The organism is Collinsella sp. CLA-ER-H2 (genome assembly GCF_040092405.1).
In the GTDB taxonomy this organism is placed as follows: Bacteria; Actinomycetota; Coriobacteriia; order Coriobacteriales; family Coriobacteriaceae; genus Collinsella.
This window is the reverse complement of sequence record NZ_JBBNLO010000008.1, coordinates 1-18028: the sequence shown is the minus strand read 5'-3', so window position 1 is coordinate 18028 and position 18028 is coordinate 1. Positions and strand designations below refer to the sequence as shown.

Sequence of the window (18028 nt, the reverse complement as noted above, 5' to 3'; positions counted from 1 at the left end):
GCTTTGGCTTTGACCTGCAGTTATGATGAATTGTTGAGAAACCATAGAGTTCAACTTTAACGTTACAGAGCCCTGTTTGAGAGGAATTTTGGGCTGTAAAAGCCATCTCAACGTGGGGTTTTATAACTACAGCGTGCCCTTCTGGCGAGCCTGCTCGATCTCTTCGAGGGCCTCGGCGGGGGTGAACGAACAGGTGCCGTCGCCGAGTTTGATTACCTGGATATCGTCGCCGGCGTAGACCTCTCCGCCCTTTAGCACCACGCCAAAAACGCCCTCGTGGGGAAAGATGCAGTCGCCAGCAAGATGGTAGATGGCACAGCGTGTGTGGCAGACCTTGCCGATTTGGCTGATTTCGACAAGCACCTCGCTACCAAGCTTGAGCTGCGTGCCCAAGGGGAGCGAGAGCAGGTTGATGCCCCGGGTTGTGAAGTTCTCTCCAAAGTCACCCTCGTGTACGTCGAGTCCGCGGGCCTGCGCCGTCTGGATGGACTCTGCGGCCAAAAAGGAAACCTGACGGTGCCAATGCCCGGCGTGTGCGTCGGAAGCGAGGCCAAATTGCTCTATAACGGTGTCGTGTCCATCCGCGACGGGCGACTTGCGCGTGCCCTTGTGTGCCGACGTGTTGATCGAGACGATGCGGGCGGGTCCGTTGTAGGCGTCGTTTGCCGTGCACAGGGGAGCGGTCGCTTTCGCACGTTCCGCCAGCTCGCGCCTCGCGGCATTGAGGATGGGATTATCGGTCGGATGGTCTTGGGGCACGTGCGCGCCTTTCGCTTGAGGATGTCAATACGCTGAATCCTACAACAATGGTAGGTTCATTGCCCATTGTCATACAACGGTGAGCGCCGTCTTCGTGCTGGACGATTACGTCGATTGCCATAGATACGGTGGAGCTTTGGGCGCCGGCGGCTTGGCACGCTAGAATAAATCAGTTGCGCAAAGACCGCCCGTTGTGTGGGCAGTTCATGATAGGAAGTTTCCATGGCATTGCAATTTACAGAGCGCGAGTTCATTCCCGTGCTGCTCGGTGGCGACATCAACGCCTATTCGGTGGCGCGCGCCTTCTACGAGGAGTACCAGGTCAAGAGTCTGGTCTTTGGCAAGTATCAGACGGGTCCCGCGTACCGCAGCCAGATTATCGACTACACGCCCAACGTGGATATCGACACCATGCCCGTGATGCTCAAAACCGTCAACGGCATTGCCCAAGCGCATGCCGATAAGACGATTGTCCTTGTGGGCTGTGGCGACAACTATGTCGCTCTCGTGGCTCAAGCCAAGGATGCTCATGAGCTGGCGGATAACATCGTCGCGCCTTACGCTCCCTATAGCATGCTTGAGCAGTGCCAGAAGAAGGAGATCTTCTACGAGCTGTGCGAGAAGCATGGCGTGCCCTATCCGCATACCTTTACCTTCACCATGGCGATGCTTAATGCCCAGGGTGAGGCGCCTGCCGAAGTGCTCGACCAGATCGATTTTCCTTACCCGATGATTCTGAAGCCTTCTGACGGCATCATGTGGTGGCAGCATGAGTTCGAGGGCCAGAAGAAGGCCTATGAGATTGCCGACCGCGCCGAGCTGGAACAGGTCATTCGCGATTCGTATGCCAGCGGCTACACCGACGATCTGATCTTGCAGGACCGCGTGCCCGGCAACGACGAGTACATGCGCGTGCTCACCAGCTATTCCGACCGCAACGGCAAGGTGCGCATGATGTGCCTGGGCCATGTGCTGCTCGAGGAGCATCAGCCCCACGGTGTCGGCAACCATGCTTGTATCATTACCGAGCCCAACGACGAGCTCATGGGCGGCGTGCGCAAGCTGCTCGAGGACCTTCACTTTGTGGGCTATTCCAACTTTGACGTTAAGTACGACGAGCGCGACGGCTCGTTTAAGTTCTTCGATTTCAACACGCGCCAGGGTCGCAGCAACTACTACGTCACCAACAGCGGCTTTAACGTTGCCAAGTATGTGGTGGACGAGTATGTGTTCAACCGCCCGTTTGAGCCGGAGTTTGTGACGGCACAGGACGAGGCGCTGTGGATGGTCGTCCCCATGGGCGTCGTCGACAAGTACGTCAAGGATCCCGAGCTGCGCGCTAAGGTGCATCGCCTGGACAAGGAAGGCAAGGGCGCCGACCCTTCGTTTATGAAGGGCGACTTTGTCTTTAACCGCTGGCTGCGCATGTGGCACACCAAGCTGCGCCACTTTAAGCTGTTCAAGACGTATTACAAGTAGATGAGTGCGGCGCCCGTCCGGTTTACATCGGGCGGGCGCGGGTATGATACGCGCAATTGCGCAAGCGTCACCAAGGAGGCGGCGATGGAAAAGCTGGGAGTTATCGGCGGCATGGGCGCCGAGGCCACGTCGTATTACTACGACCAGGTGGTGCGTCATACGGCTGCTGCTTGCGATCAGGAACATATCGACATGGTGGTGCTCTCCAAGTCGACCATGCCCGACCGCACGCTGGCTATTAAGACCGGCGAGCATGCCAAGCTGCTGGCGACCATGAAAGAGTGTGCCCAGGCACTCGAGTCGCTGGGCTGTGCGCACATTGCCATTCCCTGCAACACGTCGCACTACTTCTACGACCAGATCCAGTCGTTTACGAAGGTGCCGATTATCCACATGCCGCGTGAGTCGGTGCGCTATGCTCTGGCCGGTGCGGTGATGGGGGAGTGCGAGTTCGACCCCAACCTGAGTATGCCGGCCGAGCCGGTGCACAAGATTGGCATCATGGGCACCGACGGTACCGTGGGCGCGGGCGTCTACGGCCGCGAATGTAAGACTGCGGGTGTTGAGGTCGTCTATCCCAGCGAGAAACGTCAGAACGATGTGATGTCGCTTATCTACGATGATGTGAAGGCCGGACGTGAGCCCGATATGGATAAGTTCGACCGCGTGATGTGGGAGTTCGCCCGTAGCGGCTGCGACCGCGTCATTCTGGCCTGCACCGAGCTATCGGTGCTGCAGAAGTACCGAGAGATGCCCGAGATCACCCTCGACGCCATGGACGTCCTGGTGCGCGAATCCATCATCCGCAGCGGCGCCCCCTACCGCCTCTAGCTTCCGACCCGCCAAAAAGGGACAGGTTTATTTTGGTAGGTTTTATCTGGTGAAACAGTAAAGGCCTCGGCTCGTTTGGTGCGAGCCGAGGCCTTTTGCGTTGGGCGGTTGCTGTCGGTGGTGAACTAGAAGAGGAAGCCGATGGCGATGAGGGCGATGCTGACGATGAGCACGGCGATGTCCAGGCCCTTGATGGGGTAGCGCTTGTACGAGCTGGCGCGCGTACGCAGATAGAAGCCGCGCTGTTCTGCCGCCAAGGCTGTGGCATCGGTCTTGCCCACGCTCGAGATGAGCAGTGGCACACACAGTGGCAGCATGAGCTTAAGCTTCTTGATGGGGTTCTTGGTGTCGTACTCGACGCCGCGTGCGGTCTGCGCCTCCATGATGGCGTTCATCTCCTGACCAAACACCGGCACAAAGCGCAGCGCCGTGGTAAAGGTGAAGGCATAGCGATACGGCACGTGCAGCACCTCGACGCAGGCATTGGCAAGGTCGTTGAGCTTGGTCACCATGAGCATGAGGATGAGTGGCAGCGCCACGCCCAACAGGCGTAGGCAGGCCTTCGACCCTGTGACGAGGCCCGTGTCGGTGATAAAGCCCCACACCACGTTGCCATCGCGCATAAAGGCCAGCTGGAGCACCAGCATGATAAGCGCAAGCGGAATCAGCAACTTGAGCAGCGAGAACAGACGGTCGACGACGCCGGCATAGGCGCCCAGCGCAAGGGTGAGTGCCAAAAAGCCCAGCAGCGCCACGTAGGTGTCGGACAAGAAGATGCCGACGATGATGGCGGCGGCGAGGCCCAGTTTGACGACGGGATTCAGGCGATGCAGCAGCGTATCGCCCGGCATGTAATCGATGACGTTAACCACGGTGGACCATCTCCTTGGTAATTCGAACGACATCGGTGACTTCGCTCACCTGCGCAAAAGCGGGCGAGACGGAAGATGCCAGACGGCGCGAGAGTTCAATAACCTGGGGAGGCTCCACGTAGGCACGCCGCATGAGATCGATGTTCGAGAATAGCTCGTGCGTGCGGCCGCGGTCGAGGATGCGACCGTCGGCCATTACCACAATGCGCTCGGCAAAATCCGAGACGACTTCCATATCGTGGCAGACCATGATTACGGCGCAGCCACGCTCGGCCATGGTGCGCACCGTTTCCATGACGGTCATGCACTCGCGGTAATCAAGGCCGCTCGTGGGCTCGTCGAGCACGACGATCTTGGGCTCAACCACTACGACGGAGGCAAGCGCCACCATTTGTCGCTGGCCGCGCGAGAGCGAGAAGGGCGCCTCGTCGGCCGGCAAGCCAAAGCGGTCGATGACGAGTTGAGCACGACGCAGAGCCTCGGCACGGTCCATGCCGCCAAGCTCCAAGCCAAAGGCGACCTCGTCGAGCACGGTGTCCTTGCAGATCTGGCGGTCGGGGTTTTGGAAGAGGGTCGCGACCTCGCGGGCGATACGGCTCGTGGGAACGGCTGCGGTATCCAGTCCCGTGACGCGCACGCTGCCCGAGGCGGGCTTAAGCAGGCCTGTGAGCAGTTTGGTGAGCGTGGTCTTGCCGGCGCCGTTTTGGCCGACGATGCCCACGAGCTCGCCGGGATAGAGCGTCAGGCTAAGGTCGTGTACGGCGGCGCCGCCATTGGGATAGGCAAACTCAACATGGTCGAAGGTGAGTACGGGTTCGGCGTCCTTGGCATGAGGGCGCAACGACGGTGCATGCGGGGAACCGGCGGGCGCCTGGGCTTCGATAGCCGCGCGTGCGGGGTCGACGATGCCCGAAATCATGCGCTCGGCCTCATCGACATCCAAGCAGGGGGTACCGCTTACCAGGCCATCGGCCTCGAGGCTATTGAAGATACGCGTGACGCGAGGGCAGTCGACGCCGATGGCACGGAGCTCGTCGGTATGCGCGAAGACCTCGTGTGGCTCGCCCTGCAGCGCGATTTCGCCATGGTTGAGCACGAGCACGCGGTTGCAGTACTCCGAGAGCAGGGCGACCTTTTGCTCGACGACGACGATGGTGATTCCAAGTGCGCGGTTTGCCTCACGCAGCGTCTCGAAGACCAACGTGGAGCTGGCGGGGTCGAGTGCCGCGGTGGGCTCGTCGAGAACCAAGACGCGCGGACGCATGGCGAGGATGGCGGCGATGGCTACCTTTTGCTTCTGTCCGCCCGAGAGGGTGGCGATCTCGCGGTCGCGCAGGTCGCTGATGCCGACGGTCTCGAGAGTTTCGCTCACGCGCTGCTTGATCTGGTCGTGGGGAACGCCAAAGTTCTCGAGGCCAAAGAGCATCTCGTCCTCGACGACCGAAGCGACCATCTGCGTGTCGATATCCTGCAGCACACTGCCGACGATTTGCGACACGTCGGTGAGCGAGACTTCGCAGGTGTCGTGGCCGTCGACCATGACGGACCCAAAGAACGTGCCGGTGTAGTGGTGGGGCACGGCGCCCGACAGACAGGCGGCAAGCGTGGACTTGCCGGCGCCCGAGGGTCCGATGATGCCGATGAAATCTCCCTTGTTCACGCTGAGCGAGATGTGGCTGAGCGCCTGCTCGGTCTGCGTGCCATAGGAGAACGAGACATCGTCGACGTTGATGATCGTTTCCATGGATACCTTTCATAGTCATTAGGGACGTTCTTTAATGACTAGTCGTTTAAGAACGTCCCCAAAAGCTAGTCGTTTGGGACAGTTTTTGGTGGTGAAGCACGGAGACGGCTTTACGAGGGGCCCCAGGTTGGCGCGAGAAAGAGGAGCGAAGCGTACTTGGGTACGCGAGCGACGAATGAACGCCAAGATGGGGTGGCTCGTAAAGCCGAGCGGGTTAGTTGAGCCTAAGAGCCTTCTGGATGGGCAGGTAGAGGGCGCCGACCAGAATGGCGTTAAAGACGGCGGTCATGGCAACGACGGGCAGCATGGCGGCGGCGAGCTCGCCGACCACGCCGAGCATGGCCATCTTGATGACCATGAAGATGACGCCGGAGACAAAGGTGGTCAGGAAGGTTGCGACAATGGCGATGGCGGGCTTGACCTGACCGTTCTTGCCGGCGGCGTTGACGATGCCGGCCATGAGCATGGCGGCGATGCCCTCGGCGGCAAAATCGACAAACGGCGAGGTGGTGGTGATCTGGATCACGGCAGCCGAGATGAGGCCAATGACGAGCGCCTGGCCGATGTTGGGGCGAACGACCAGGATGGTGAGGCAGAAGGCCGAGATGATGAACTCGGGGCTGATCATGCCGCCCGAGATGCCCGAGATGGCCTTGCCGACGGTGAAGTTGAGGATGAAGCCGGCAGCGAGCAGGATGGCGAGCAGGACGAGGGCGCGGACGTCGAGTTTGCCGCGGTCGGCGGTCTGGACGGTGCGGGGCTGGGCGGCGGTGGTGTTCTGAGACATGGTGAAAATCCTTTCGGAATGGGGGTGCAAGAGAAAAGCGGAGGCGCGTGATGCGAATGCGATCGGGCTCGAGATAGAAAAAGGCCCCCGGTCGAAACCGGAGGCCTTCCAATCACCTAGAGCGCAAAAACAGGCGTGAGGGACTCACTGTCGACCGATCGTATTCGCATCACGCCACCACCAGTTGTTGAGAGACTTCATCGTGTTCTTCATGTTGGTGGCTCCTTTCGTGATGCCGTGGCGCGGTCGCACCTAGTTGCTGTTGCGCTGCACTATAGCACAGCGAAGTGTGTGCGGGGAAATCTTTTTTAAAAAGATTTCAGGCGGGTTTCCCGCCGGTCAAAAGAGCGGGCTGAGCGGGCGAGGCTGCCATTGCTGCCTTGTCCGCTCAGCTAAGACGTTACTCCTTATTGCGACGGTAGAGGAAGTAACCGCCCGCGGAGATGACGGCAACGCCAGCGATGGCGAATGCGGCCACCATGCGGCCATCAAAACGATCACCGGTGGTGGGCAGGCCGCCCTTGGTGTTCGTCTTGTTGGTGGTTACCGTGGTCGTGGTGTCCGACTTGCCAGGCTTCTCGGGTTTGGTGGTGGGCTGCTCGGGCTTAGCGGGCTGCTCGGGGGTACCGGGCTGCTCAGGAGTACCGGGCTGCTCAGGAGTACCAGGCTGATCCGGGGTTACCGGGTCGGTGGCAAGAGCGTCCTTGGCGTAGGTGATGGACACCTTGAGGCCGTTGATCTCGGTGTTCAGGTCGCTCGGGGTGAAGGGCTGGTCGAAGTTTTCGGCCTTCTGATAGGCGCGCATCTCCTGGAGCAGTGCCTTGCACTTCTTGTAGGTGTTCTCGGTAGCAGCCTTGCCGGCCTTGTTAGCCAGGGCAGTGCGGCCCTCGGTGGTCGTCTCGGCCAGCATGGCGGTGTCGACTTCCTTGTTCTGCTCGATGAGCTCGTTCTGGAGCGCATCGAGGTAGGCACGGACGCTGATACCAAGGGTGTCAGGGTTCTCAAAGCAGAGCGAGCTGATGTCCATGAGGACGTAGTTGATTGAGTTCTCGGGCTCCTCGTTGTACACGACGTCAGTCTGTTTGCAGTGATCGAAGGAGACGGTCTGATCGCTGAAGTACGGGCTGACCTCAGTTATCAGAGCGGAGTACAACGGGATGGCGACGGAGTACGCGGCGCGGGAGAGCATTTCCCACTGGATGGTAGCGACTTCGGGGTCATACCCGCGACGAATCTGGAAGAGGTTGATCTCGGTGTTGCGCTCGCTGCCGATGCAATAAACACCATCAGTGTTCGCGTTGAGGCCAGGGACGTTCTCGCCGCGGTTGCCGAAGGCGCGAATCAACTCGAAAGTGCTCCAACCAGACTTGCCAGGCTTGAAGAACAGGGGCTGGATTTCGCTGACCATGGCTCCCTTTTGGTCAGGTTTTCCTTTCTCCTTTACTGTGATAATGTCGTAATCTGTGCCTTCGGTCAGCTGACTACCAAAATAATTGCGGCCTTGCACATAACGGGACCACTGGTTTACGCCGGAATCGGCGAGGCTTTCGCCATACGTTTGGGCGACATCGAATTTGCCGTCAGCGGAGTATTTGGCGAAACCCTTTTCTTCGGGCATGGATTGGATCTTTTCAGAGTGGAGGCAATTCTCGGTGTCATTGAGGTCGACATCGTAGTTGAGGCTCCCGATATTAGGGTTGAGCGACGCGACGTCGTCAGCGAGCTTCATGGCGATCCACTGATGGGCGGAAAGTGTGGCGAACAGCCAGGTCTCGTTGTTGTCGGCGATGATGATCTGGTCGTTGGTGCAGACGCCTTGATCATCGATCAGGCTGCCGAGAAGCTCGACGCCCTCGCGGGCCGTGGCGCTCTCGCCCAGGATGATGCTGCCGTAACTGTACTCGCCCAGACCCACTTCCTCATCGATGGGGTCTGCTGCAGCGGCCTCCTCGTTATAGGAGGTGCTTAGCGTGGCGGAGCAGGAGACGCCCTTCTCGTTGATGCCGGCCTCGGAGTAGGCGTCGGTGCGACCCATCCAGTTGGAGGGGTGGTCGCGTACATAGCTGTAGCGATAGGTAGGCTTGTTCGAAGTGTATTCAAAAGCAGATTCAATCGAGCTGTACTTAAAGCCAGGTTCGTGGGCAGGTTCGATGCCGTAGTGCTTAAGATAGCGCTTGCCAAAGTCCTCGGCGCGGCCGTAGTACGTGTTGCCGTCGGCCGTAAGGTTTTTGCCCATGTATATCTGCGTGCAGGCGAGCGCAGATGTCGGCATGGACATGATGGTTGCAGCTCCAAAGGCGAGGCCTATGCCTAGCTTCTTGAGCGCGTTGACGGGGTGAGTTTTCCTCATTTTCCCTCGCAGCGTGCGAAAGCCCTCCGTTGCCAGAGGGCTTCAGCCAATAAAGACACCCCATTAGCGTAACGAACTGGAAACAATATTCATCTATGAAAGAAACTTACTCGATAAGCGTAATGAAATATGCGATGAGCGGTTAATTATACTCAGTTTGTAGCTTTACTTTAATAAAGGCGCCCTGTGATTACTGTAGCCGAATAAAGTAGCTGGGAATGCCCGAAATGAAAATCCCCCTGCTGTTTGGCAAATGCATAAACAGCAGGGGAGACGATAATTGGATGAATATCATACCAATGTGGAATTACTTCTTCCGGCGGTGGATCACGTTGATCGCATAGCCGACGAGCATGGCCAAAACGATGATGATGAAGCCGAGCAGGGGATTGTCGTTCATAGGGTCCTCCTATTTTCCGAGCGGGGAGAATTCGTCGACGATGAGGTCGAGGCATTGTGGAAGCGCGCGGGCTCCAAAGACGCCCGAGTTGCTGGAGATAATCTCGCCATCGAACTGCATGCCCAGCGACGGGGTGCAGGTGATCTTGGCTTCCTTGGTCTGGATGATCTTGAACTGCGGGCGCCCGAGTACCTTGCCGGCGGGGTCGAGTGCGGCGGTGATCACGGTAGGCAGCAGCTGCACGGTGCGCACGGGTTCGATGACCGCAATGTCGACCATGCCATCGTTCATACGGCAGTCGGGGAACAGGTTGATGTCGTTTTGGATGACCGAGGTGTTGCCGGCCATGCAGCAGATGCCGTCGAGCTCTTCGACAATGCCGTCATGCTCAATCGTAAAGTGCGCTACCGTAGGGTTGGGCGTGGCGAGCGCAGAGAGGAAGTAGGCGATCTCGCCGATGTCGTTTTTGGTGGGGGCGGCCTTCATCATGATCTCGGCGTCGAAGCCCGAGCCGGCGATGATGATGAAGCCGTGGCGCTTCTCGTTGCCGTTCTCGTCGAGCCAAAAGAGCTCGCCCATGTCGACTTTGACCGTGCGACCGGCACGGCAGGCCTTGGCGAGCGCCGCCGCCTCGGGGGCATTGCCGATGTTGTTGAAGAACAGGCAGGCCGTACCGGAGGGGAAGACGAGCGTGGGGACACCGCATCCGCGCATCTGGTCGAGCACGTTGGAGACAGTGCCGTCGCCGCCCGAAACGACCACGCGGTCAAACTCGCGCACGTCTGCCACGGCGTCCTCGGGTTCCATGCCATCGCCGATAAAGCGCATCACGACCTCGTCGCCGCCCTGTGCAAGGGCGTGCGTGAATGCGAAGATTTCATCTGAGCTGGGGCCCGATGCCGGGTTGTGGATGATAAGGCAGCGCATACTTACGTTCCCGTTCTGTGACTAACCGAGTATAGTTGTAAGGCAATGCCGATATCCTACCCGTGTTTTTCGGGCCTAACCTTATTCGATGGGTTGATATGTACATTTCCACACATCAGGCTCTACTCGACTTTTGCCAGCGCGCCCGTGAGTTCGACGCGATTGCCGTCGATACCGAGTTTTTGCGCGAGCGCACGTTCCATCCGCGTCTATGTTTGGTTCAGATTGCCACCCCTGCTGAGAGCGTCGCGGTCGATCCCCTGGTAATCGACGACCTATCGCCGCTGGCCGAGCTTATGGCCGACGAGAGCGTGACCAAGGTCTTCCACGCGTGCTCGCAGGATATGGAGGTCATGCTCCATACCGTGGGCGTGCTGCCACGACCGATTTTCGATACGCAGGTCGCCGCCGCCTTTTTGGGCGAGCGCCAGCAGATTTCGTATGGCGCGCTTGTTCAGACGTTCTGCGGCGTATCGCTGCCCAAGACCGAGTCACTGACCGACTGGTCGCGCCGCCCGCTGACCGATAAGCAGATTGAGTATGCGATCGATGACGTCAAGTACCTGATCGTCGCCTATACCGAGATGATGAGCCGCCTGCGCGAGCTGGGCCGTGTGGACTGGGTGCTCGACGAGCTGCGCCCGCTGGCTGACGAGTCACACTATCGCGCCGATCGCCACGAGGCGTTCCGCAAGGTCAAGCGCATCAATTCGTGCAGCCGTCATCAGCTGGGTATCGCGCGCGAGCTCGCCGCCTGGCGCGAGGACCGCGCCGAGCGGCGCAACATCCCACGCAAGTGGGTCATGTCCGACGACACGCTGCTAGCGCTCGTTAAGCGCAATCCCGTGCGCGTTGAGGAGTTCCGTAGCATTCGCGGTACCGATCAATTGGGGGAGCGCGACGTGGACGGTGCGCTCATGGCCATCAAGCGCGGTGCGAGCTGTCCGCACGATCGCCTGCCGCTCATGGTGCGCGGGCACCGTCAGATTTCGCCGGAGTTGGAGAGCGTGACGGACCTGATGTACGCGCTCATCCGCCTGGTTGCCGAGCGCTCAGGCGTTGCGACCTCGGTCATTGCCTCGCGCGATGACCTGGCCGACTACATTGAGCATCCCGAGCAGAGCCGCCTGCGCGAAGGTTGGCGCTTTGAGCTTGTGGGCTCGCGCCTGGACGATCTGCTCTCGGGTAATATGGGGTTGACGGTCAAAGATGGCAAAATTGAATTGCTGTAGGTATATAGTTACGCGGTTTTACCAAACCGCGTAACAGCTCGACGCTGCAAACGGCCGAGAGCGGCAATCTGACGTTCAATCGTCGCTCGCGTACCAAAGTACGCGTCGCTTCTCTTTCACGTCACCTTGCTCGCTCTCGGCCGTTTTCGCTCATATGACCCAATCCGCTGTCAAGAGCCACAATGGCCCCGCCGACCGCTTGCAATCGGTCGGCGGGGCCTGCCGTTGAACCCGTCCCGGTCCGCCCCCGGCATGTCGTCGACGCCTTCGGCTCAGTCTCATATCCGCGGATACCGCTCCGGCGGCCCGCAATCCTCTCCTTCGGCGGGGCTCCCCAAGTCTGACTACGCGCATGCGGCCGCTGCCGCGCGCCCAGCGAAAGCGGGGGTATCCCCGAAGGCTGCCCGGCTCGCCGGGACGGGGGCTATGTCTATTCGGTTGCCTCCCGGCGCATCGCGCCGAGGGCCCACAGCCACCTCACGAGCTCGGCGGCGGTGGCGGCGTTCGCCTTCGCCTGGGGCATGCCCCTGGCGAGCATCTCCTCGCGGCGCCGGAGCAGGCGCTCGGAACCCTTCCTCCCGTGCATCCTCACCTCGAGCGGGACGCCGCTGCCCTTGGGCATCAGCTTCGGTTGGTGGCTCGCCTGGACGTAGCTCCAGGACCCCTCGACGGCCAGCCTCCTGACGAGGGCGTTGCCGGCCCCGCTGATCCCGCCGAGGCGCACGGAGTCCGCGCTCGACCTCTGCTTCGGGGCGAGGCCGAAGTAGGACGTCACCTGCCTGCCGGAGCGGAACCTCGAGAAGTCGCCGACCTCGGACGCGAAGGCGGCGGCGAGCGCGAAGCCGCACCCCTTGATCGACTGGAGCGCCTCGACCTCCGCCGAGAGGGGGCCCGCCGCGACGGCGGCCCTGTACTCGGCGAGGAGGTCGTCGCGCGTCTCGGCGGCCGCCTCGACCTCGTTCCTCAGCGCCGCAAGCGCCCGGATGCCGCCGTCGTCGGCGGGCCGGACCTTGTCGAGCCACCTGAGGAAGTCGTACGTCCAGTACCTCCGGGGGTTTCCGGCCGGCGTCGTGCCGCCGTAGGCGTAGCCACGGCGGGCCAGGAACGCCAGGAGCCGCTGCTTCGCCGCCGCGAGCCTCGCGGTCGCCGCGTCGTGGGCCCCGGCGAGGTCCCTGAGCCCCTCGATCTCGGGGGAGGGGACCCATACCGGGGTGACGTCGTGCGACAGTATCGCCTTGGCCATCCTGGCCGCGTCGTTGCGGTCGTTCTTGGACGAGAAGTCTGCCGCCGACCTCGGGACCCTGGAGACGGCCGCGACGACGCAGTCGACGCCGAGCCCGGAGAGCTCCCTCTGCGGGGCGAAGCCGAGGTAGCCGCTCTCGTAGGCGGCGAGCGACGGGCCGGGGAAGCCCGACATCCACTCCGCGACCTCGCCCCAGGGGTTGCCGCGGAACCTCCTCGTCACGGCCTCGCCCGTCTCCGCGTCGAGCGCGCAGACGGTGGTGGACCTGAGGTGTACGTCCATTCCGAAGGCGGTAGAATATCTAGGCACGGGAGCCTCCCAACCTCGTTGCGGCGCGGCTGCGCCTCTGGCACTTCAACAACATTGTCGCAGCCCCGACCCGCGGTCACGAGCGGGGGCTCCTGTCGTTTCCGTGCCCTCGGATTGGGTCATAGTGTCTGACATTGCCAAAACATCGATGTTGATTTGCTGGTCAGTCGAATGGGTAGAATGCCTCCAACGTGTAACTCGATTCGGAGGAATTCGCATGCCTTATTACTATGGATACGGCTTTGGCATCGACCCGCTGTACCTGCTGGTTGTTCTTGTGTGTACGGTGCTCGGTCTTGCCGCACAGAACTATATCAACTCGACGTACAAAACCTGGTCCAAGGTTCGCTCGGACGGCGATACGGGTGCCACGGTCGCTCGCCGCATGCTCGATGCCAACGGTTGTAACGCCGTGGGTATCAAGGGTGTCGCTGGCGAGCTCACCGACCATTACAACCCGCAGGACAACAACCTGTATCTCTCGGACGCCAACCGTTCGGGCGGTTCGGTTGCAAGCGTTGCCGTCGCCTGTCACGAGGCGGGCCATGCCGCCCAGCGCCAAAGCGGTTACGCCATGATGAAGGTGCGCACTACCCTGGTTCCGGTCGTCAACTTTACCCAGAACACCTGGACCATCGTGCTACTCATAGGCCTGTTTATGAACATCGCGGGGCTCACGACCCTCGCGCTGATCTTCTTCTCGTTTAGTGTGCTGTTCCAACTGGTTACGCTGCCGGTCGAGATTGATGCCAGCCGCCGCGCCGTGGCGTACATCGAACAGTCGGGTATGAGCTCCAAGCAGGTCAACGGTGCCAAGAAGGTCCTGACAGCAGCCGCGCTCACCTATGTGGCCGCAGCGCTCACTTCGATTATTCAGCTGCTCTACCTGATGGCTCGCTACAACAGAAACTCCAACCGATAACAAATTGGGTCGCTGGGCGCCGCGGGGATTCGTGTCCCCGCGGCGCTGTACTATGTGTTGGACTTGAATTTGCGCAGGGCCGGAGTCCTTGTGCACGATGACGAAAGGAGGCTGCGTGGCGGGCTGGAATCTAACCGGCAATGCCTTTTCCGCCGAGTTCGACGGTTCGGATGGGCAGGAGCGTAAGGAGCTCAGCGTGAGCCAGGCGGTGGAGATCGCCGCCGGTGCGCTCGATGCCATTCCGCAGCTGAGCGTCCTGGGCGAGGTCACGGGCTTCCGTGGCCCCAATGCCCGAAGCGGCCACTGCTACTTCCAGATTAAGGACGATTCGGCCGCCGTTGACTGCATCATTTGGAAGGGCGCCTATCTCAAGCGCACGTTCGATCTGCGCGACGGCATGCAGGTGAGCTTTAAGGGCAGCTTCAATCTCTATAAGGCCACGGGTCGTATGAGCTTTGTCGCTCGCTCGTTTTCGCTGGCGGGGGAGGGTCTGCTGCGTCAACAAGTGGCGCAACTGGCCGAAAAGCTACGCCGCGAGGGCCTGATGGACGAAGCTCGTAAACGCCGCATCCCGGTGTTCTGCTCCCGCGTGGCGGTCGTCACCTCGCTTTCGGGTGCGGTAATCGACGACGTCAAGCGCACGTTGCGTCGTCGCAACCCGCTCGTCGAGCTCGTCTGCGTGGGCGCTAAGGTTCAAGGCGAGGGTGCGCCGACAGAGCTCATTGAGGGCTTGCGCCGCGCCGCTTCCATTACGCCGGCGCCCGATTGTATTTTGCTGGTGCGCGGCGGCGGTTCTTTCGAGGACCTCATGACCTTTAACGACGAGGAGCTTGCCCGCGCGGTGGCGGCCTGTCCCGTGCCCGTGGTGACCGGCATTGGCCATGAGCCCGATACCTCGATTTGCGACATGGTGAGCGACCGTCGCGCTTCCACGCCCACGGCGGCGGCAGAATCGGTGGCGCCGGCCATGACGGAGTTGGCCGACGTGCTCGAGACGCGCCATCAGCGCCTGGGCGCCGCGATGGCATCGATGATTGGGTCGAATCAGGTTGATTTGGAGATGCTCGATCAGCGCGGTCGCCGTGCCTGGGATACCTATACGGCCCGTCTGGGCGACGCGCTCAATGCCGCCGCATGCCGCCCGTGCCTCAACGACCCCACATTTATGGTCGAGCGTCGCGAATCGGAGCTTGCGCTGACTGCCGATCGCCTGTCCGGTGCCATAACGCGCTCGGTCGGGACATTCCGCTCCAACTTCGAGCGTTTGCCCGAGCGTTTGATCGCAAGCACCTCGGGGCTCGATGGCAAGCGCCATGCGCTCACGCTTGCGAGTTCCCGTCTGGAGCATCAGGGACGTACGATGCTCAGCAAACCTGCGTCCGACCTGGGCCGAGCTGCCGCGTCGCTCGATGCCCTGTCGCCGCTCAAGGTGCTTGCCCGCGGCTATTCCATCGCGTACAGCGATGACGGTGTGGCTACGAGCGCCAAGACCTTTAAGCCCGGCGATGCCATTCGTGTACGCATGGCAGACGGCAACGTGGCGGCAACGGTCAATACGGTCGAGTAGGCCGCGTTTCATTGTGATAAACCTTTAGGAAAGGAAACAGATATGGCAGAGAAGACCCCGGTCGAGCAGCTTACGTACAAGCAGGCCTCGCAGGAGCTGGAGCTCATCATCCGCAGCCTGGAGTCGGGCGATATGGAGCTCGAGGAGTCGCTTGAGAGCTATACCCGCGGCGTCGAGCTCCTCAAGAGCCTGCGTACCCGCTTGTCCGATGCCGAGCAGAAGGTCTCGGTGCTCCTTAAGGACGTCGACGGCAACGACGTGCTCGCCGACGGCGAAGCCGCCAACACGGACGACAACCTCTCGTTCTAACCATCCCGACCAAATATAATTACCTTGGTCTGTGAGAAAGGAACCAACCATGTGCGATTGCATCTTCTGCAAAATTGCCAACCACGAGATCCCCTCGACCGTTGTCTATGAGGACGACCAGGTCATCGCCTTCGACGACCTCAACCCCCAGGCGCCGGTCCACACGCTCGTGATTCCCAAGAAACACTACAGCGATATCGCCGACAACGTACCGGCCGAGACCATGGGCGCCATGGCTCACGCCATCCAGGAGGTCGCCAAGGCCAAGGGTCTGGAGGACGGTTTCCGCGTCATCTCCAACAAGGGCGTCAACGCCGGCCAGACCGTCATACACTTCCACATGCACGTCCTCGGTGGCAAGAACCTGGGCGAGAACCTCATCTGAGGACGCACAGCCCGTCGCCTTGGCTGCCTTTGGAGTAACCTATGCAGCTTTCTCAACTCGAATACCTTCAAGCGGTAGCGAACTACGGCGGCGTGCGCAAAGCGGCTCGCGCCGTTCACGTGAGCCCGCAGGCCGTTTCGTCGGCAATTAAGAAACTGGAATCTGAGTGCCAGATTGTTTTGCTCAACCGATCGGCGGGGGAGGCTGTTTTGTCTCCTGCGGGCCGAGAGTTTGCGCGTCGCGCACGTATGATCCTGGCGCAAATCGACGATCTCAAAAAGTACGCTCAATCGGGGAACGGCGGCGTTTCGCCCGACGGCCACTTCCGTCTTTACGCCCCCTGCCTTCACGGGCGGGGGCGCCTTTTTTCCGAAAACTGGTACGACTTGTTTGAAAGCTCGCACCCTCAGATTCACCTTGATGTGTGGCATCAGCCAACGGCTACATGCTTTGAATCACTTGTGCTTGGCATTTCGGATGCGGCCATCTCATTTGAGGAACCAAGGGGCAGTGTCCTTTCTTCGAAATACTTGGGTGAAAAGGAGCTCAAGGTTCTTTCGTGTCCAGCGGGTCATCAATCTGTGGGCGCTATGACCGTTCGAGAGTTGCTGGGCGGCAGGCTCGCTGTTCCAATTAATTTGTCACCCTGTCTCAATGCAATCAATCAATGTCCCGAAGCTCAACTGGTTAATTTCCGCTTTCGCGATGTCGAATACGGAAACAGGGCGCAGGCCGAGTTTCTTCAAGCCGGGGGATTGATATTGAGTTTTTCTGGCTCTTCTCTCGCATCAGATGGATTGGAAGTGAGCGAGTGCTCCATTGAAGCCTCGCATGACGTAGCCTTGCCCATCTACTTTTGCTATCGACAAAATGCCTGGACCGATCGACACCAGACGGTATTTCTTCATCTATTGCGTCATCTCGCTTCGTGAGATTAGTTGGCTTCGAGACGTCAAGTGATTATTGACGCCTTACAACACATAGCTGACAGCTTTGCCCTCATGCTTTTCCAAGATTTCGATTTAGATTGCTGACTCTTGGAGGGCGGAGCATGAAAAACCGTACGGTTTTGCTTTATATGACGTTCGTTTTTCTGTCGAACTTCAGCACCATCTTGTATTTTCTGACGGTTTATCTTGCATTCGTCGGATTCTCGATGGTAGCGATTTCTAGCATGATGATTGCCTATCAAGTGAGCAAGTTCATTCTTGAAGTTCCCACTGGCTATATTGCTGATAGGTTTGGACGAAAGACAAGCGGTCTCGTTGGCGTCGTGGGAATGCTTGGATACTACGCCGCCCTGCTCCTCGTCCGTTCTCCTCTGCTTTTAATCGGCGCGTTTGCTCTCAAAGGTTTTGCCGTTGCATGTGTGAGCGGATCCATAGAAGCGATCTACATTGACAGCGTCTCTCAGGACCAGCTCGTAAGACTTAATGTCGTTGAGCGATTTGTTTTCTATGCCTCTTATGCCATCTCCGCTTGCGTGGGCGGTTTCATTTCGTCTGTCGGTGCATATCTCATTGGTCTTTCGGCGGATATCATCGCAATGGTGTTGACGTTGGTTGTCGTTGTCTGCATTCCTGAGATGCGAAGAGGGGGCACTGCAGCGACACCTGAGCATGGAATTAGCCCGAAGATGATCGGTGCTGCTATTGCGGGTAATGGCATTCTTCGGTCAGCGTTCATCATGGACTGTTCTCAGGCATTTGCCTTCGTCGCTCTGGAAGACTTTTTCTCACTGTTGTTTGCAGGCCGCGGAATGAATGCCGTCGCTTCGGGCGTGACCATTGTTAGCGCCGGGCGATTTTAGCCGCTAATAGTCAAACTATTTTGACCAATCCCGGTCACCGAATAATGGCCACCGTGCCTCCCCGCCGCCACTACGCTGGTGGTGCCAACACGCCGGCGTTAG

General features: G+C 59.8%; 16 protein-coding genes. 9 read left to right on the top strand and 7 right to left on the bottom strand.

Annotated elements, in window-relative coordinates:
- Positions 1-126 precede the first annotated feature (126 nt).
- Positions 127-759 (bottom strand): MOSC domain-containing protein, encoded by a 633-nt coding sequence (locus AAAX59_RS03540; RefSeq protein ID WP_349070623.1) that lies wholly within the window; start codon positions 757-759, stop codon positions 127-129.
- A gap of 222 nt (positions 760-981) precedes the next feature.
- On the opposite strand from AAAX59_RS03540, the gene AAAX59_RS03535 reads away from it, so the two are divergent.
- Positions 982-2238, top strand: coding sequence for an ATP-grasp domain-containing protein (locus AAAX59_RS03535; protein WP_117629769.1), 1257 nt, complete (start codon positions 982-984; stop codon positions 2236-2238).
- Positions 2239-2322: 84 nt separating this feature from the next.
- On the top strand, positions 2323-3069 hold the full coding sequence (locus AAAX59_RS03530) for an aspartate/glutamate racemase family protein (RefSeq protein ID WP_349070621.1): 747 nt from the start codon (positions 2323-2325) through the stop codon (positions 3067-3069).
- Between the two features lie 125 nt (positions 3070-3194).
- Here the strand turns inward: AAAX59_RS03530 and AAAX59_RS03525 are convergent, their stop codons facing one another.
- The 5 genes from AAAX59_RS03525 to AAAX59_RS03505 all read right to left on the bottom strand — a co-directional run bounded on the left by AAAX59_RS03525 (position 3195) and on the right by AAAX59_RS03505 (position 10149).
- Positions 3195-3941: an energy-coupling factor transporter transmembrane component T gene (locus AAAX59_RS03525; protein WP_349070619.1), complete on the bottom strand. Its 747-nt coding sequence runs from the start codon at positions 3939-3941 to the stop codon at positions 3195-3197.
- Complete coding sequence (locus AAAX59_RS03520) at positions 3934-5685, bottom strand: energy-coupling factor transporter ATPase (RefSeq protein WP_349070616.1); 1752 nt, start codon at positions 5683-5685, stop codon at positions 3934-3936. The genes AAAX59_RS03525 and AAAX59_RS03520 overlap by 8 nt, the downstream gene beginning before the upstream one ends.
- A 214-nt stretch (positions 5686-5899) precedes the next feature.
- Positions 5900-6472 (bottom strand): hypothetical protein, encoded by a 573-nt coding sequence (locus AAAX59_RS03515; protein WP_349070614.1) that lies wholly within the window; start codon positions 6470-6472, stop codon positions 5900-5902.
- Positions 6473-6872: 400 nt separating this feature from the next.
- Positions 6873-8822 carry a C69 family dipeptidase gene (locus AAAX59_RS03510; protein ID WP_349070612.1) on the bottom strand — a complete coding sequence of 650 codons (1950 nt, stop codon included), beginning with the start codon at positions 8820-8822 and terminating at the stop codon, positions 6873-6875.
- Between the two features lie 409 nt (positions 8823-9231).
- Positions 9232-10149, bottom strand: coding sequence for a diacylglycerol kinase family protein (locus AAAX59_RS03505; RefSeq protein ID WP_006234316.1), 918 nt, complete (start codon positions 10147-10149; stop codon positions 9232-9234).
- A 98-nt stretch (positions 10150-10247) separates the two neighbouring features.
- Here AAAX59_RS03505 and rnd point away from each other — a divergent pair, with 98 nt between their 5' ends.
- Entirely contained in the window at positions 10248-11381 is a 1134-nt protein-coding gene (rnd, locus tag AAAX59_RS03500; RefSeq protein ID WP_128620448.1) for a ribonuclease D, read from the top strand.
- Positions 11382-11811: 430 nt separating this feature from the next.
- Here rnd and AAAX59_RS03495 read toward each other — a convergent pair whose 3' ends face one another.
- Positions 11812-12933, bottom strand: coding sequence for an IS110 family transposase (locus AAAX59_RS03495; RefSeq protein ID WP_349070609.1), 1122 nt, complete (start codon positions 12931-12933; stop codon positions 11812-11814).
- Between the two features lie 217 nt (positions 12934-13150).
- Between AAAX59_RS03495 and AAAX59_RS03490 the strand changes: the two genes are divergently transcribed.
- From AAAX59_RS03490 to AAAX59_RS03465, 6 genes are all read left to right on the top strand, one after another.
- On the top strand, positions 13151-13855 hold the full coding sequence (locus tag AAAX59_RS03490) for a zinc metallopeptidase (RefSeq protein ID WP_349070608.1): 705 nt from the start codon (positions 13151-13153) through the stop codon (positions 13853-13855).
- A 196-nt stretch (positions 13856-14051) separates the two neighbouring features.
- Positions 14052-15422 carry an exodeoxyribonuclease VII large subunit gene (gene xseA / locus AAAX59_RS03485; protein WP_349070697.1) on the top strand — a complete coding sequence of 457 codons (1371 nt, stop codon included), beginning with the start codon at positions 14052-14054 and terminating at the stop codon, positions 15420-15422.
- A 42-nt stretch (positions 15423-15464) separates the two neighbouring features.
- Positions 15465-15731 (top strand): exodeoxyribonuclease VII small subunit, encoded by a 267-nt coding sequence (gene xseB / locus AAAX59_RS03480; protein WP_006234311.1) that lies wholly within the window; start codon positions 15465-15467, stop codon positions 15729-15731.
- Positions 15732-15780: 49 nt separating this feature from the next.
- Positions 15781-16116: a histidine triad nucleotide-binding protein gene (locus AAAX59_RS03475; RefSeq protein WP_349070606.1), complete on the top strand. Its 336-nt coding sequence runs from the start codon at positions 15781-15783 to the stop codon at positions 16114-16116.
- Positions 16117-16157: 41 nt separating this feature from the next.
- Positions 16158-17048: a LysR family transcriptional regulator gene (locus tag AAAX59_RS03470; protein WP_349070603.1), complete on the top strand. Its 891-nt coding sequence runs from the start codon at positions 16158-16160 to the stop codon at positions 17046-17048.
- A gap of 119 nt (positions 17049-17167) precedes the next feature.
- Positions 17168-17926: an MFS transporter gene (locus tag AAAX59_RS03465; protein ID WP_349070601.1), complete on the top strand. Its 759-nt coding sequence runs from the start codon at positions 17168-17170 to the stop codon at positions 17924-17926.
- The last annotated feature ends 102 nt before the right edge of the window (positions 17927-18028 follow it).